The organism is Paraburkholderia sp. CNPSo 3274 (genome assembly GCF_024206475.1).
In the GTDB taxonomy this organism is placed as follows: domain Bacteria; phylum Pseudomonadota; class Gammaproteobacteria; order Burkholderiales; family Burkholderiaceae; genus Paraburkholderia.
This window is the reverse complement of sequence record NZ_JAMBPR010000033.1, coordinates 81265-96853: the sequence shown is the minus strand read 5'-3', so window position 1 is coordinate 96853 and position 15589 is coordinate 81265. Positions and strand designations below refer to the sequence as shown.

Here is a 15589-nt window from a genome sequence, read left to right as displayed (position 1 = left end):
GGATAGGGTGGGTAGGGCGGGAAAGGCGGATAGGGAGGAAATGCCGCGATTGGTGAAAAAAGCGGCATCGGAGACGGCGACAAGTTAGGCGCACACGCTGCAACTGGCCGACGCGGTGCACGCGAATCGGCCAATGGGTCTTCGTCGCAGCACTCATCCGCGGCGTCGAGCGGGAGCCCAGGCTGCCTATCGCCCGGATGCGTCACCGCAAGCTCCCGAACCCACGGCGTCAGCGGTATTCGCGATCACGCTGTCAGCGCTGTCAATACAGGCCGCGCCCTCGATCAGAACACATGCCATTGCGCATCCTTCGAGGCGACAGCGAAACTGAGTACCTCGAGTGACGAGTTCGTGACAGCCGGTCAGGCGAAACGTAGCATCGCCGTCAAAGCTGTAAGTCCAGAAAAGTAGGTGGGTACACGGTGTTGAAACTTGTCCAGCAATCCTTAGCGAGTTGCAGGGAGGTTCGATATCAATTCTCAAGTGTCCGCAACACAAGTCGGTCGAAACGGCCGATTGACACGTCGAGCTTCCGGTACGGCTAACATCTCCTGGCGATCCGGAAGCTTCAGGTGGGGTAGAAGCTTGAGCATCCTGCGGTGGGATGATCGCAGAGCCTGCTGGCTGGCTGACGCGCCGGTATAGCCAGAATGCGCCGGGTGGAAATCCAAGTTCCGGAGAGAAAGACCAGCGCAGATGTGTTCCTGGCTGCATTGGCTGGTTGTCGAATGTCGACTCGCTCCCGTTGGCGCGCCCGCCCTGAAGGCCCAAAACGATGGTGCGCATCGGCCGACTCCCCGAAAAGAACCTCTGCGGTTCACTGTATATCACTTTCTAATTGACCGCCAATCTCCTATTCTGTTGATTCAAGAAGCCTTCTCTGGATGATTTCAAAGTTGGCGCCTGCGTGTGCTGGTGCTCGTTTCTGTGTGTGACGTTCGCAATCCCGTTAGTCGCAGCGTCACCTAAAAGGCCAATTCCATGTTCGGCTTGGCCGACGTGATCGTGTTGATTCTCGGATAAAAGGTGCATTCATGTTCGAGAGAAATAGATCGCCGTCAAAGGATCGCTTGGCGCGCGAACTCAGGCAGCTGCGGCAGGAGATCGAGCGGATTTACGAACGTAGGTGTGACGACAGACGCAACGACGACTGGCACGAGTACTACGCGGCCGGCGACCATGAATGCCTGATTGGTGAGCGCAAGCGTCGATTGCACGAAGAGATTGGCCACATACAGCGAGTGCTCGAGGGTCTGAAAGAAGGCCTGCGCGAAATCAGCAGAGCCGAGCGCGAAGAAGCGAGCAGCGCAGCATGCGAGCGGGCGGGGGAATTCGAACTGCTGCATGAGCTAAGGGAGTTGCGCGAGGAACTGCGCGACTGGCGTGAGTGTGAAATCGAGCACAAGATCAACCGATGCTGCGCATCGTGCGGATGCGAACCACGTCACCTGACATCCCCGCCTTATCCGCCGTATCCTCCCTTCCCACCGTTCCCACCGTTCCCGCCGTATCCACCTTATCCACCGTATCCACCGTATCCACCGTATCCACCATCGGCAGGTGCGCCACCGATTGAGCCGTGCAGCGCGAGCAACCCTTACCCGCCAACGCCGTGCCCGCCTCAGCCGCCTTGCAGCAGTAGCAGTTCATCGTCTTCGAGCGGCCGGCCGAGTTCCGGCTACAGTTCCAGCAGCCTGCCATCTTCTAGCTCAAGCAGTAGTTCGTCGAGTTCCCCCGGCCGACTGACCGATATTCATTAAGGACTTGCGATTCAAATGCTTCGAGGGGGGCGGGAGGAGATCCAGATTTTCGCATGGGAGGTGCGGGTTAGATGTGCACCGTGTTGCATTGACTGACTATCGAAAGTGGCCTCGCTCGCATTGGCGAGCCCATCACGAAGGCTGTTGCGCGTCGATCGCGTTGCCGAAAAGGCTTCGACGCGATTCATCTTATATCGCTTTCTAGTTGGCTGCCAATCTCCTATTCTTTTGATTCAGGTACGCATATCCGATTGAATTCATTATGAGCGCCTGCGTGTGCTCGTTGCTGTGCACGACGTTCGCAATCCCGCTAGCCGCAGCATCGCCTTAGAGGCTTCTTCCCTGTTCGGGTCGCCCGACGTGATCGGGTTGATTCTCGGATAAAAGGTGCGCTCATGTTCGAGAGAGATGGATCGTCGTCGCAGGAGCGCTTGTGGCGCGAACTCAGGTTGCTGCGGCAGGAATTGGAGCGGTTGTCCGAACGTGAGTGCGACGACAGCTGCGACGACGGCCGTCACGAGGACCGCGTGACTGGCGGCCAGGACGAACACTCCACGGGCGAGCGCAAACGGCGGTTGCACGAAGAGGTCGAGCACATACAGCGAGCGCTGGAAGGGTTGAAAGAGAGTCTGCGCTCAATCAGTAGAGCGGAGGGCGATGAAACGCGTGGCGAAGCGCGCGAGCGAGCGGGCACATTTGAACTGTTGCATGAACTAAGGAAGTTGCGCGAGGAACTGCGCAACTGGCGTGCGTGCGAGGTCGAACGCAATTCCGTTCGATGCTGCGTGCCGTATGGTGGTGAGCAGCCACAAGTGACTTATCCGCCTTATCCGCCGTTTCCCCCGTTTCCACCATTTCCGCCTTATCCACCATTTCCGCCGTATCCACCATCGACAGGCGTGCCGCCGCCGCAACCATGCGCCGCTAGCAAACCTTGTCCACCGATGCCGTGCCCGCCAAAGCCTCCTTGCACCAGTGGCAGTTCGTCATCTTCGAGCAGTCGACCGAGCTCCAGCAGCCAGTCATACTCTAGCTCAAGCAGCAGTTCGTCGAGCAGCAGCCCAAGTAGCCGCAGTTCGTCGAGCAGCAGCCCAAGTAGCAGCAGTTCGTCGAGCAGCGGCCCAAGTAGCAGCAGTTCGTCGAGCAGCAGCCCAAGTAACAGCAGTTCGTCGAGCAGCAGTAGCTCATCGAGTAGCGGAACAGGCAGCAGCAGTTCATCGAGCAGCGGTCCTGGCAGCAGTTCGTCGAGCGTCATCAACAGTAGCAGCAGCTCATCATCGAGCTCCGGCAGCACATCATCGAGTTCAAGCGTTAGCTCATCGAGCTCCAGCAGCCGTCCGTCCGGCCTGCGTGTCGTGATAGCCGCCCATAGTAACGGCGGAGGCTATGCGAATCTATTCCAGCAGCATGAGACCGACGCGGGCAATCCTGGCATTCTTCAGTCGGTCCTGGCGGAACTATGGGATTTCGACACTCGAATATCGAGGGTCGGAAGCCCTCCACAGCCTGCGCCGCAAGATTTTCTGCAGTCCCTTGGAACGCCGATTCGAGGCTACTATCAGACGCCCCCGAACCCTGCCTGCTATTTCAACGCGCAACTGCAAAGTGGGAGATGGGCGAACTACTACACCGACCTCCAAAATGGCGTGACAGACTCGGGCGTGCCTCCTCTGCCACCTGGCCCGTATAACGACACTAACACGACAGATTCGGGTAATACGCTTTATTACACGCATCATTTGATACGCGAATTCATGCTCCTGGACGCAGCGGCGACCAACAACGTTACCAACATGCCTCCCGGACCGGCCGCATGGCCAACCCGTGAGTACCCCTACCACATAGTCCCGAAAGAGTGGGTCCTGACACATCCGGGTGATGATAGGGTCCCGTCATACACGAACGGCCCGAGCCACGTTTCCGGAGAGAAATACCTTCTTATCGACAACTTCGACCCCAGTAGTAGCAATGCGCTGACTTTCTCGTCCCGGGCGGTTGGCTTCACGACGTTTCTTTTTGAACTGCAGGACGCCACGAATAGTGCGGTGCCGCTTGCGCCGAACTGGTTTGGTGTCGCTGTGCCCGATGGCATCACTGATTACAGGAATGTGATCATTTATTTTCATCCGAATCCGGCGCAATCGGGAGCCAACTACCAGCCTGCGGACTACCAGGACAAATCAGGGGCTCACGGTACGAACTGGAAAGAACTGTACGCGTATGTTGAACGCCTTGGAAAGCAAATTGCTGGATCAGAAAACACTAACCAGATATTGATCTTTCCATTCATGGAGAACTATGACGACGTTGGGTTACTTCCTCAGTATTGGTATTGCATCGTAATGGATATCCTGGATCAGCTATACAACAATCGTTCCAGCTAATGGGTCGCAAAGGGACAGTGATTTTCGAGATCTGTCCGCGTCACGCGAATGTGGATTTTCTGCGATGTGAGCCCCTTTGAGCCCCTTGGCTTCTGCGGATTCACAAGGCCCAGTAGAGGACGGGTGACGGGGCACACCCAGAGGCAACCCATGATTGATGAACTTTGCGTAGTTGGACATCCAAGCAAGTTGGGTGGCGCTGATACCGAGCTCGACCATCAGATCCATTGCTGGCAAACGATGGGCATCAAGGTTCACATTTGCCATACGGGAGAGATCGACGGGGATTGTCTGGCAATGGGAATGGAGGAACGGGGCTGCGTCTATCACGCGCCTCGGGACTGGCAGTCCCTGGAGGGTCTACATTGCCTGAGCTTCTGCAACGGTCAGTTTCTCGAGGATCTTCCCCAAATACGCCGCTGGGCTCGCACCACAACCTTTGTCAATTGCATGACCTGGAACTTCGACGCGGAATTACGTTGCCAGGCGCAAGGGCTCGTTGATTTTCACTTATACCAGACAGAACACGGGCGTGATCGGGTGGGCAGAGGGCTGGCGCAGCTTGGTGAGATATATCGTCCGTTGTTATTCACGCCTTATTTCCACGCGGTAGACTTTCCGTTCCACGAAGAGCGACCCAACGACAAGTTTCGCTTTGGGCGCATTTCGCGCGGGGATGCGGACAAATTTAATAGCCGACAGCTCTGGATCTACGAGACCATGACCGCGCCGGAGCTCAAGGAAGGGTATATCGTAGGATGGGATCACCGCGCCAAAGCCAAATTTGGCCGCGAGCCCGATGATTACATCAAGACGTTTCCCGAAGGCGGCATGGCGCAGCAGGACTTCTATAAGGCTTGCGAAGCTGTGGTCATGACCACCGACACATTTGAGAACCTCCCCCGCGTCGCGTTTGAAGCGATGGCATCCGGTTCCGTTCTCGTAGTCGACCGAAGAGGCGGTTGGCGCACGCTTGTCGAAGATGGCGTGACCGGGTGGCTTTGCCGGGATGACCGGGAATTCGTCTACAAGGCATCGCGGTGCGCATTCGAGTCCGATGAGCGGGAACAAATGCGCTACGCCGCTCGGGACCGCCTGGCATTGAAATCCGGTTTCACCGTCGCAAGTCAGTCATGGGCAGAGGTTTTCCGCGAGTGGGAAAAGCTGAGGTAGGGCGGCACGGTCCGTATGGAAACAGGACACTATCATGGGAGCGCTACCGCTTATCAGCTGCGTCATGCCGACATACGGTCGACCGTCCTACGTCAATGAATCAGTCGCGATGTTTCTGGCCCAGGATTACCCGCAGAAAGAACTCATCATCCTCAACGATTGTGTCGGTCAGCAATTCCTTGGCGAGTTTCCGGACGTTCGCATCGTCAATCGGTCTTCACGGTTCGCGTCCCTGGGCGAGAAACGCAATGCGTGTATTAGCTTGGCGCGCGGGCCGGTGATCGCGATCTGGGACGACGACGATGTTTATCTGCCCTGGCGGCTTTCCTTTTCCTGGTCGGAAATGGAACAATTGGGAACGTCGTTTTATCGGCCGGCGCAGTTTTGGGCCTATTGGGGTAACGCCGATCTTCACGAGAACCAGGCCGTTCCAGGTTGGGTGAGCCATCAGTGGGTGTTGTTCAGGAAAGACCTATGGGACAAGGTCGGTGGCTATCCGGCCATTGATCTCGGGGAGGATGCGCAATTCTTCGAGCGCGTGCATCGGGAACTGGGGGAGACGTTCATCAAATACGAACTAGTTCCAGGAGACCGCTTCGGTATCTTGCGAGGCACATCCGAGTATCAGCACATGTCGATTGGTGGTGGAGTGCATCCTCTCGACACCACACCGGATGATTACCGGATCGTCCCAACAGCGATCTGCGATCCGATCCTGCGCGGCGCTCACGACAGGCTCGTTGCCAACCATGCTGGAAAAGTGGGAGCGTTTTGCGAGAGTAACAGCGCCTTCTATCGCGTTGTGCACGAAACAGGAATCGCGACCAAGCCGGCGCTGTCTGTTTGCGTGAGCGTAAAGAACCGGTCGCGTATCAAACATGGGATGCGTGAACTTCGGCCTTTTCCTCATTGCGTGTCCTGCCTCGCCAACAGTTATGGTCCGGACATGCCCATTGAGCTGGTCGTCTCGGATTTCGCCTCCGATGACTGGCCGCTCATCGAGTGGATTTCAGACTGCGCGGCAGGAATGCCGGTGCGAGTTGTCTCGCTTGGGGCGAGTTTCTCGCGAGGCCGCGGGCTAAACGTGGCGGCGGCGCATGCCAGGAGCGACCGCCTCTTGCTGTGCGACGCCGATCTTCTCATTTCCTTAACCGCGCTTCGCCGTGCGATCGAGATTATTGACTGTCAGAAGGCGTGGTTCCCGATCTGTCGCTGTCTCGCTGAGAATGGCACGCCTGATTGCTGGCTTGACCCTGGATATGGCGTCGCCGGGGTGAGCCGTAGCGTGTTCAATGCCACAGGCGGCCTGCCGGAATTTCGAAGCTGGGGCGGCGAGGACGATATCTTCGCCGCGCGCGTCGGAGACCTCCTTGAGCGGGTGCGCGAGCGGTTCGACGGGATTCGGCACCAGTGGCACCCAGACTGGTGTCGATTCGAAAATTATGAACGCCCGAGGTTTGCCGATTACCATGAGCATACTGAGGCCCGTTTATTGCGGGCCTCGATGCAGTCAGGAGAAGTCCTGAAGATTTTTCGCGCCGTGCATCCCCATTGGCAAGGAACCAGCCAACTGCTGGTCCTTCTACGCAATGGGAGGATGGAACGACCGGGCGCGGACCGAGGCAAGTATGTCTACGAGGAAGAGAAGCACATTGCCTTGAAATGGGACCACTGGCCGGTAGAGATTCTGACGTGGGACGACAGCCAGAGAATCTTTCGCGACCCGACAAAGCCATTCACCCTGATGCCCGTTGCGATTTAGCGCGAGAAGGCTCTTCCTCGTTCAGTGGCAAGGGCGACCAACGGCGCAACAGGCCGCCATTGGGCACTTCATGTAAACCGGTGGCCACCCGCCGCCAAATGTCACGCTTCTTGGCCGATGGCATGCGGTTGGTGAATTGAAACGTTTTGCGACCGTCGAAGCGAATGACAGCGACCTATTCGCAAGGTCCGCAACACCGGCGACCACGGACGTGGGACTTGGTGCCGTTCTCACCGCCTATCAATCGCAACCGAAGTAAGCAGACGAGTATCAACAGATACCGATGCGAGAGAGGGTCATGAATTTTTTTGAGTCCCTGCTTTCTGCACTCTGCGCAGACATCCCGTCCAAACAAACCCTGACTGACTCCCCTTGTTAAGTCGCCTATCTTCAAGATTTCACGATCGCATATGGCAGTCACCGCGCTCCTCATGGCTTACGCACTGGTATGGTCGGGATTCCTCGTTAAGGACATGATGATGACTCGATCGATAGCGGCGGCGAAATTCACGAGTTATCGGCCTTAACCGACATTGGGGAAGGCTAGGTTCTACGTCGACAATGCGGCGGAATGCTGACGGCGCCGGCTTCGAGCTGCCGAATGGCAACTTCCTGCATCAGCGAACTCACACTTTCGACCCGTTGCAGCCGGTCGAGCAGTCTCTGTCCTAAGGGTAGGTACCGGAGTGGAACGGTCATTCCGTGCCGTCGCCTGGAGGACACGTCATCGGCCTCTGCGGACGCTTAGACCCGTGAGTTGGTGAGGCGGCTTACGCCGTGCAAGGATGACGTCTTGCTCGACCCTCGAATTGCTATCGAACGTAAGTTTGATTTCTCTATAACCAATCAGCTTGTCGTTCACCAGATCGAAAGGAAGCGCCCGCAAGGTTAGGGATGTGTTCAGAACTCGTTTTGCCGCACTGAGCCATCCACATAGGGCCGATGCGGTGGAAGCGGTGCGGCACCAGGCTCGAATGCAGCGCGACGTTCGGCATAAGGAAGGCGCCGATTGGCTGCCCGCTCGGGCGGCTTTTGCGCTCATGCAGTGGCCTCGCGCATCAGTCGTTCGCGCGTCATCCACAGATTGCTCAGAGCGAACAGCGTGTGCAACTGCTGCGTGTTCTTCATCAAGCCGCGATAGCGCACCTTTAGATGCCACCGTGCGCGGCGATGAACATGGCGACGGCCGACCGGCAATAGGATTCGATTTCGTTGTCGTCCTTTGCTCTCGCCTCATCGAAGCGTGCGATAAGCAGGAGATCGGATCCTTTGAAAAGCGCGGCAAACAAGCGGGCTGACCTGAGAGCATCGGGTACGTTCAGAATCGCTTTCGCGTGCAACTGACGCAACACGGCCTCGATTTGGGCGATGACATGGGCGGGCCCAGCTTCGTAATGGAGCTTGCTTAACGACTTTTGATTCGTCTTGTCGGCCAAAACCATGGCTTCGACACTGCGGACGTCGGGACTCAACAGCGTGCGAAGCAGGGATGATCCCACCGCCATGAGCTGATCTTCGGCCGAACCGTCGACGCCTTCAAAAAGGGCCTGTGGTGCAAACTGATGGCAGTGGGCCGCCATGGCCGCGCCGAACAGCGCCTCCTTGTTCTCGAAGTGCCGATAGATGCTCAGCTTGGATATCTTCGCCCGCTGGGCGACCTTATCCATGGTCGTCGCTTGAAAACCCAATTCCACAAAGAGTTCGCACGCGGCGTCGACGATCGTTTGGCGAAGCGCCTCGTTGGTGGGCCGGCCGCGCCGGCCCTGGTTGTCTTTGGTCACGACAATTCCAGTACTTGACAGTATTCAAATTCTTGCACTACGATACCACGCAGTATCTTAAATGTGCAAGCCAAGGGTAGGTTTCAACCGGTTGTGCAAATCAGGTTTCCCCGTGCCGCCCGGCGATATCGACTGCGGCATTGTGCGGCCGGTCAACACAGTGATGGGCGACTTGCTCGCCAATGCCGATGTCCCGCCCGCTGACTGCCTCAAGCGCGTATCGCTGGACGATATTGCCCACCACGTCCAGCCCCCCAATCACAACACGGAGCCCATCACCATGGATGACGTCATCATCATCGGCGGCAGCTTTGCCGGCCTCGCCGCCGCCCTGCAGCTCGGCCGTGCCCGCCGCAAGGTCACGGTTCTCGATACCGGCCGGCCGCGCAACCGCTTTGCAGGCCACTCGCATGGCTTGCTCGGCCACGATCACAAGCCGCCGCTGGACATCCTGGTCGAGGCGCGGCAGCAGTTGACGCGCTATCCAACGATCAGGCTGGTCAATGCCCGGGCCGAGAGCGTGTCTGGCGCCATCGACGATTTCTGCGTCGTCACTGACGATAACGAAAGCCTAAGGGCGCACCGCCTGATCCTGAGCTATGGCGTCGCCGACCAGATGCCGGATGTTCCGGGCTTTGCCGAAAGCTGGGGCACGTCCATCGTGCCCTGCCCCTATTGCGACGGCTTTGAAGTCGCCGGCCAGCATTGGGGCCTCGTCTGGTCCGGCCCGCAGTCGCACCAGTCTGTCAGGCTGTTCCGCGATTGGACGGACAAGCTGACTGTCTTCGCCGATGGCCATGACATTGCGCCCGATATCCAGGCCGATCTGGCGCGCCGCAACATACCTGTCGTCGATGGCCGGATCGTCGAGATCGCCCATCACAACGGCCATATCGCCACCGTCAATCTCGATACCCGCCGCAATATTGCGGTCGATGTCCTGTTCGCCCATCCGCGCAACAAGCCGTCCGCAAGCCTGCATGAATCGCTCAGCCTCGCCACGGTCGATACGCCCGCCGGCATCGCCCTCAAGGTCGACGAGCGCCGCCAAACCAGCATGCCCGGCATTTACGCCGCCGGCGACCTCACGACGCCCTTCCTACCCTCGGTCACCCAGGCATCATCGCAGGGTGCGATGGCGGGTATCTTCGCCCAGCAGTCGATGCTGGTGGTTTGAGAGCACAGATTCACTTCTCCCGTTGCGTCGTCGCCTTCGAAAAGGTTGGCCTAGATCGGCGCGGTGAAGGACGGATCGTAGAGTTTGAAGGAATGGCAGGAGCGGTTGTCCTTCGAGGTCCGGCGCCGCGGCACCGGTTTCGAGGCCTGAGACGAGCACACGCAGGTATTGCGCCTTATCGCAGGTGGAGGCGGGTTTGTTTGAGACGATACGCACCTTGGCATCGGTTCCGCTCCCCCTTGCCTCGAACAAAGGGGAGCTAGCTAAAAACGAATCAGAACAAGGAGATGAGATGGCAGAGCCAAATGCCTATCAGGTGGCCGACTGGAATGGTCAAAGCGGGGAGCGCTGGGTCGCTAACCAGGCCCGGCTCGACGCCATGGTGGCGGCGTTCGGCCACGCCGCGATCGAAGCCGCCGCGCCCGCGAAGGGCGAGCGCGTGCTGGACGTCGGCTGCGGCGCGGGCGCGTCGAGTCTGGCACTGGCCGCCCGCGTCGGCCCGGGGGGCCAAGTGCTGGGCGTGGATATATCCGAACCGCTGATCGGCCGGGCGCGCGCGCTTGCGCCACCGGATACGCCGGTCCTGTTCCAGGTGGCCGACGCCAGCAGCGCAGAGCTGCCCGAGGGCGCGTTCGACATCCTGTTCTCGCGTTTCGGGGTGATGTTCTTCGACGATCCGACAGCGGCGTTCGCCCATATGCGACGCGCGCTGCGGCCGGGCGGGCGGGTCGCTTTCGTCTGCTGGCGCGGCGCGGTCGAGAACGATTGGGTGCGCCTGCCGATGGGCGCGATCAAGGGCATCCTCCCGCCGAGCGCGCCGCCCGCTCCCGAAGCGCCCCGTCCATTTTCGTTCGGCGACCGGGGGCGGGTGTCGCGCATCCTGACGGCGGCCGGCTTCACCGATATCGCTATCGCACCCTTCGATGCTTCGGTCCCGTTTGGCGAGGGCGGGACGCGAGACGCGGCGATCGATGACGCGGTGAAGATGACGCTCGAGGTCGGCCCGCTGTCGCGTGCGCTCGCTGATCAACCCGACGACATCCGCGCCCGCGCCTCGGCCGCGGTTCGTGCCGCCTTCGCGGGCCTCCCCGGCGAGCGGTCGGTGATGATCGACGGCGCGGCGTGGATCGTCATGGCACGCAATCCGGCAAGCTGACAGGGATTAACAGGGGAGACGCCCCCGCTCGGTAGAGCTGGGCGTCGTTGGCCGCTCAGATTGATGTCCCTTCTGGCCGATGAACGAGCGCTCGCCTTGTGACAATCAGATGGCCGGTTGCGAAGCAGAGCCGACGCCTGAGCGGCCTGCCGGCGGCGCATGTGACGGGCAGTTTGTGGCCGGCAGTACGCATTCGTCCACCTCGCCGGAAAGCTGATATTGAAGACTCCAACGTCACCTCTGTCGTAGGTTGACGTAACTGGTGCTCTCAGCCAGTTGCAGACCCTTGAACCGCTGGGCTTCCTGGAGGTGCCAACGGAACGATCAACCGGGAAAATGCGTGAACGTTAAGGGGATTCCAGACGCGGAACGTACAGACATCGAAAGGTAACAGGCGATCGATCTCTACGAAGAGCTGTGAAGCACTTTCTGCAGGTGCTCGTTGAGACCGATTTGGATCAAGCCGTACCAGAGAGAATATTCGATCGAGAGTGACCTGATCATCAGGCCACTGCATGGGTGCCCTGGTACACACTTTCGATCCGGCGCGTTTCGATAGTCCGAATCGCGCTTTCACAAGCGGGCGCACCGGTTTTCAGATGAACGACGAGATCGTAGGTCGTCGAAGGTCGCGTCAGCATCAGGCAAGTCGCCTCGCGTTCACGAACCCGCGTCGCGTGCCAGATGTTCGGCCGCATGCAAAAGCCCATCCCGACGGGAATCGTGAAGGCTCGCACCGTGTCCATGTCCGGCTCGCCGTCTTTCGTCGAAGTCGCGACGATATGGACGACCGGCGCCGTCAGCGGCACGATAGCCTGTTGCGTCAAATAATGAACCTCAAGTGACGCAACGCTCTCGTCGCGATTACGGTATGTCACCCACAGAATTTCTGTTTCACCCGGCGCGCCGGTATTGAACAGATGTTCGCGCCAGAAGTCCGACGCCGGGCTGATAAATGCAGGTGCATCGCCGTCGGCACGCACCGGCTTGCCAAGCATCCAGCCATAGGGTTCGCAACGTGTCGCATGGAGCGGTTCGACTGGAATGGAAAGGGCAGTGAGCATGTGGGGATATCCGTTTTGATGTGCAGATGTTCACGTGCGCGAGACAGAGTCGTCCGTGGGCGGGAATAGCGCAAATTCGGGTCCGTGCTTCAGGCAGAAGTCGAGCACGACGTTCAGCGCGAGCCGCGTGATGGATTCGGAGAGCAGGCTGTCGGGCGTGCGCCGGTACGCGGCAACGAGTGGCAATGCAGGCACGCGATGCGTGACTTGCAGCAGCTGCAGCTTCCCCGCTTCGAGTTCGCCCATCACGAACGCGGGCGGCAGCACGGCGAGACCGAAGCCGTCGACGACGAGCCGGATGATCGCAGCCACCGACGACAGGCAGTTGATCTGCACCTGCATGTCGCCACTCGCGGCGAACAGGCCGGTCAGAAACTCATGCGGCGGCGAGTGGCGCGCGAAACTGATCACGGGATAAGTGGCCAGTTCCGCCTCCGTCAACGCCTGCGCCGACAGATTGAGCGCCGGACTGGCCATCCAGCGCATTGGCAGGCCGCCTAGCGGAACATTCATCATGTCGGAGCCGGCGACGCTCGTCGTCTGAAACGAAACGTCGATATGGCCATTGAGCAGTTGGGTCGACAGATTGGACGATGTGTCGCTGGTCAGTTCGATCACGAGATTCGGATACGTTTCGCGGATGTGCTTGAGCAGATCCGGCAGCCACGTGTGAACGATCGATTCGATGGCGCCTAGTCGTAACAATCCTGATACCTTCGAGCGGTCGCCGACGCTCGCGATCATCGCCTGATTCAACTTCAGCATCTGTTCGGCGAATGGCAGCGTCTTCGTGCCGTCCTGCGTGAGCGTTGCTTCCTTTGAGCCGCGCTCGAAGAGTCGCACGCCGAGTTCCTGCTCGAGCGCGGAAATGCGGCTGGAAATCGCCGCCTGCGTGGCATTCAGCCGCTCGGCCGTCAGACGAAAGCTGCGCAGCCGGGCGAGCCAGACAAAGGTCTCGAGAAATCGCAGGTTCATTCGCGCCCCTGAAAGGGCAAGCTGGAATGTCCCAGTGTATCGCCACGCCTCACGTGACGGGACAAGAAAATATTTCGCCTCGCGACAACTTTAATTTGTTGGACACGGGTGCGCCGCACGCCAAAACTTTGCAACGAGCGCCGATGAAACGATACAGCCGGGATCGGTGAGACGACGATTGAACGAAGGAATGTTGCGATGAAAACAGTGGCATGTGAAATCGAATCCGGAACACCCGTCCACGTGAGGGTGAAGCGGCTCGTGATCGCGGGTTGGGCAGGCAGGGACAGTGCCGAGGTCGAGCATCATATTCGCGAACTTGAAGCCATTGGGGTACGCAGGCCGTCGGCTGTGCCGTGCTTCTACGAAGTCTCGCCCGATCTGCTGACGACGTTAGCGCGCATCGATGTCCTGGGCGTGCGTTCGTCAGGTGAGGTCGAAGTCGTGCTCATTCAGACCGAGGCAGACGGGCTGCTGGTCGGCATCGGTTCGGATCATACGGATCGCAGGGTCGAAAGCTACGACGTCGCCGTTTCGAAACAGATGTGCGCGAAGCCGCTCGGCCGCACGCTCTGGCGTTATTCGGACGTCGCAGCGCATTGGGATGCACTGATTGCGCGCAGCTGGCGCATCGATTCGTCGGGCGAACGCGTCCGTTATCAGGAGGGCACGCTCGCTCGGCTGATGCGTCCGGAGCATCTGATCAGGCGCGCGTTCGGCACGATGTCGATGATTGCAGAGACCGTGCTGTTCTGCGGCACGCAGCCGGTGATTGGACCATTGACGTCGGCCGGCGTGTATGAGCTGGAACTGCACGACCCCGTACTCGGCCGCAGTCTAAGGCATCGCTACTCGGTCGATGCATTCACGCATACGGAGTGATCGCGATGAGGACCCTGCGTCAATCGGCCAGCGCGTTTGCACTGCGCACCACCTCGGCACTCGAGTCGCTCGACGGCAGTCTCGCTGCCATCGACGCCGACCAGGCGCGCGGTGGCGTGACTTACACGCACGTCGATCGCGAGGCGGCGCGCGAAGCCGCGTCCAGCAGCGACGCGTTGCGCGACCGCGGCTATGTGCCTTCGGCGTTGGCGGGCGCGCCCATTTCCGTGAAAGATCTGTTCGATGTGAAAGGCCAGGTGACGGCTGCGGGCTCGCGGATTTTGCGCGGGGCAGCACCTGCCGTGCGGGACGCCGCTGCAGTCGCACGCTTGCGGGAGGCGGGCGCGGTGTTCGTTGGCCGAACGAACATGAGCGAGTTTGCGTTTTCCGGACTCGGACTCAATCCCCACTACGGTACGCCCGTCAATGCGTACGATGCAAGCCGTCTTGCCGGCGGATCGAGTTCCGGCGCGGCGACATCCGTCGCACTCGGGCACGTCGCAGCCGCTCTGGGCACCGATACGGGCGGCTCCGTGCGGATTCCCGCTGCATTCTGCGGTCTCGTCGGTTTCAAGCCGACGGCACGCCGTGTGCCGCTCGATGGGGTCGTGCCGCTATCCAGGTCGTTCGATTCGATCGGTCCGATCGCTCGCAGCGTCGATTGTTGCGCGCTCATCGATGGTGTGATCTCGGCACAGACGCTCGATACCGCACCGCGCCCGCTGACCGGGCTGCGCTTCGGCGTCACTTCCGACTATGTCGCGGACGAACTGGACGAAACCGTGAGCACTGCGTTTAATCGTGTCATCGGTATGCTAAGGCGTGCGGGTGCTTCTGTCGAACACTTCGCATTTCCCGAGTTGCACGAGGTTGCAGGCCGTCTTCCGCTCGCGGGTATCACGGCGGCGCAGGCGTGGGCGTGGCATCGCGAACACGTTGCACGCAACGCCGCGGGTTACGACCCGCGCGTGCTGAAGCGTTTGCGAGCAGGCGAGGGGCGCAGCGCCGCTGACTATATCGAGTTGCTTGCCGCGCGTGAGCGATTCGTGCGCGATGCGCGCACGCGGCTGGCCAGGTTCGATGCATGGCTGATGCCGACCGTTGCGATTGTGCCGCCGCCGATTTCCGGCGTCGAGCGCGACGACGAGGCTTTTTTTGCGCTGAACGCGAAGGTGCTGCGCAATCCGGCTGTTGTGAATTTCATGGACGGCTGTGCGCTCACACTGCCTTGCCATCACGAAGACGAACTGCCTGTCGGGTTCTCGATTTGCGGGCCCGCGCTCGCCGATGCATCGATTCTGGCGACGGGACGCAGCGTCGAGGCCTTGCTGCATGCGAGCACACACGTCGCGACGGCATAGGGTTTGTTTATCGGCGCCGAAAAGAATTTGTCGTTGGACGTGCAATTACGGCGACTGAATACTGGTTTCCAGGCGCATCGCATCCGGCACAGCACCATTCGATACATCCACTCT

General features: G+C 59.7%; 13 protein-coding genes and 2 pseudogenes. 8 read left to right on the top strand and 7 right to left on the bottom strand.

The window, feature by feature from the left end; genetic code table 11:
• Positions 1-1058: 1058 nt before the first annotated feature.
• From M3I54_RS22915 to M3I54_RS22905, 3 genes are all read right to left on the bottom strand, one after another.
• Positions 1059-1346: a hypothetical protein gene (locus tag M3I54_RS22915; RefSeq protein WP_254340111.1), complete on the bottom strand. Its 288-nt coding sequence runs from the start codon at positions 1344-1346 to the stop codon at positions 1059-1061.
• Positions 1347-1407: 61 nt separating this feature from the next.
• The gene (locus tag M3I54_RS22910; protein WP_254340109.1) at positions 1408-1650 is read right to left on the bottom strand and encodes a hypothetical protein; all 243 of its coding nucleotides are present in this window, start codon (positions 1648-1650) and stop codon (positions 1408-1410) included.
• Positions 1651-2622: 972 nt separating this feature from the next.
• The gene (locus M3I54_RS22905; protein ID WP_254340107.1) at positions 2623-3054 is read right to left on the bottom strand and encodes a hypothetical protein; all 432 of its coding nucleotides are present in this window, start codon (positions 3052-3054) and stop codon (positions 2623-2625) included.
• A gap of 61 nt (positions 3055-3115) precedes the next feature.
• Between M3I54_RS22905 and M3I54_RS22900 the strand changes: the two genes are divergently transcribed.
• The 4 genes and pseudogenes from M3I54_RS22900 to M3I54_RS45160 all read left to right on the top strand — a co-directional run.
• Complete coding sequence (locus M3I54_RS22900; protein ID WP_254340105.1) at positions 3116-4144, top strand: hypothetical protein; 1029 nt, start codon at positions 3116-3118, stop codon at positions 4142-4144.
• A gap of 150 nt (positions 4145-4294) precedes the next feature.
• Complete coding sequence (locus M3I54_RS22895; RefSeq protein WP_254340103.1) at positions 4295-5317, top strand: glycosyltransferase; 1023 nt, start codon at positions 4295-4297, stop codon at positions 5315-5317.
• 34 nt (positions 5318-5351) lie between these two features.
• Positions 5352-7079, top strand: a complete 1728-nt coding sequence (locus tag M3I54_RS22890; RefSeq protein WP_254340101.1) for a glycosyltransferase family A protein — start codon at positions 5352-5354, stop codon at positions 7077-7079.
• Positions 7080-7176: 97 nt separating this feature from the next.
• Positions 7177-7338, top strand: a pseudogene (locus M3I54_RS45160) (hypothetical protein); the annotation flags it as partial.
• 779 nt (positions 7339-8117) lie between these two features.
• On the opposite strand, the pseudogene M3I54_RS22885 reads toward M3I54_RS45160, so the two are convergent.
• Both M3I54_RS22885 and M3I54_RS22880 read right to left on the bottom strand, forming a co-directional pair.
• Positions 8118-8237: pseudogene (locus tag M3I54_RS22885) on the bottom strand (IS5/IS1182 family transposase); the annotation flags it as partial.
• Positions 8228-8860: a TetR/AcrR family transcriptional regulator gene (locus M3I54_RS22880; RefSeq protein WP_254340099.1), complete on the bottom strand. Its 633-nt coding sequence runs from the start codon at positions 8858-8860 to the stop codon at positions 8228-8230. The pseudogene M3I54_RS22885 and the gene M3I54_RS22880, both read right to left, overlap by 10 nt.
• A gap of 280 nt (positions 8861-9140) precedes the next feature.
• On the opposite strand from M3I54_RS22880, the gene M3I54_RS22875 reads away from it, so the two are divergent.
• Both M3I54_RS22875 and M3I54_RS22870 read left to right on the top strand, forming a co-directional pair.
• Positions 9141-10037, top strand: coding sequence for an NAD(P)/FAD-dependent oxidoreductase (locus M3I54_RS22875; protein ID WP_254340126.1), 897 nt, complete (start codon positions 9141-9143; stop codon positions 10035-10037).
• 292 nt (positions 10038-10329) lie between these two features.
• Positions 10330-11193 (top strand): class I SAM-dependent methyltransferase, encoded by an 864-nt coding sequence (locus M3I54_RS22870; protein ID WP_254340096.1) that lies wholly within the window; start codon positions 10330-10332, stop codon positions 11191-11193.
• A gap of 503 nt (positions 11194-11696) precedes the next feature.
• Here M3I54_RS22870 and M3I54_RS22865 read toward each other — a convergent pair.
• The gene (locus M3I54_RS22865; protein ID WP_254340094.1) at positions 11697-12257 is read right to left on the bottom strand and encodes an ureidoglycolate lyase; all 561 of its coding nucleotides are present in this window, start codon (positions 12255-12257) and stop codon (positions 11697-11699) included.
• A gap of 30 nt (positions 12258-12287) precedes the next feature.
• Positions 12288-13232, bottom strand: a complete 945-nt coding sequence (locus M3I54_RS22860) for a LysR family transcriptional regulator (RefSeq protein ID WP_254340085.1) — start codon at positions 13230-13232, stop codon at positions 12288-12290.
• A 198-nt stretch (positions 13233-13430) separates the two neighbouring features.
• Between M3I54_RS22860 and M3I54_RS22855 the strand changes: the two genes are divergently transcribed.
• Together M3I54_RS22855 and M3I54_RS22850 are read left to right on the top strand one after the other, a co-directional pair.
• Positions 13431-14114, top strand: a complete 684-nt coding sequence (locus tag M3I54_RS22855) for a DUF2848 domain-containing protein (RefSeq protein ID WP_254340082.1) — start codon at positions 13431-13433, stop codon at positions 14112-14114.
• Positions 14115-14119: 5 nt separating this feature from the next.
• A complete protein-coding gene (locus M3I54_RS22850; RefSeq protein ID WP_254340080.1) occupies positions 14120-15475 on the top strand; it encodes an amidase in 1356 nt (451 codons plus the stop codon).
• The last annotated feature ends 114 nt before the right edge of the window (positions 15476-15589 follow it).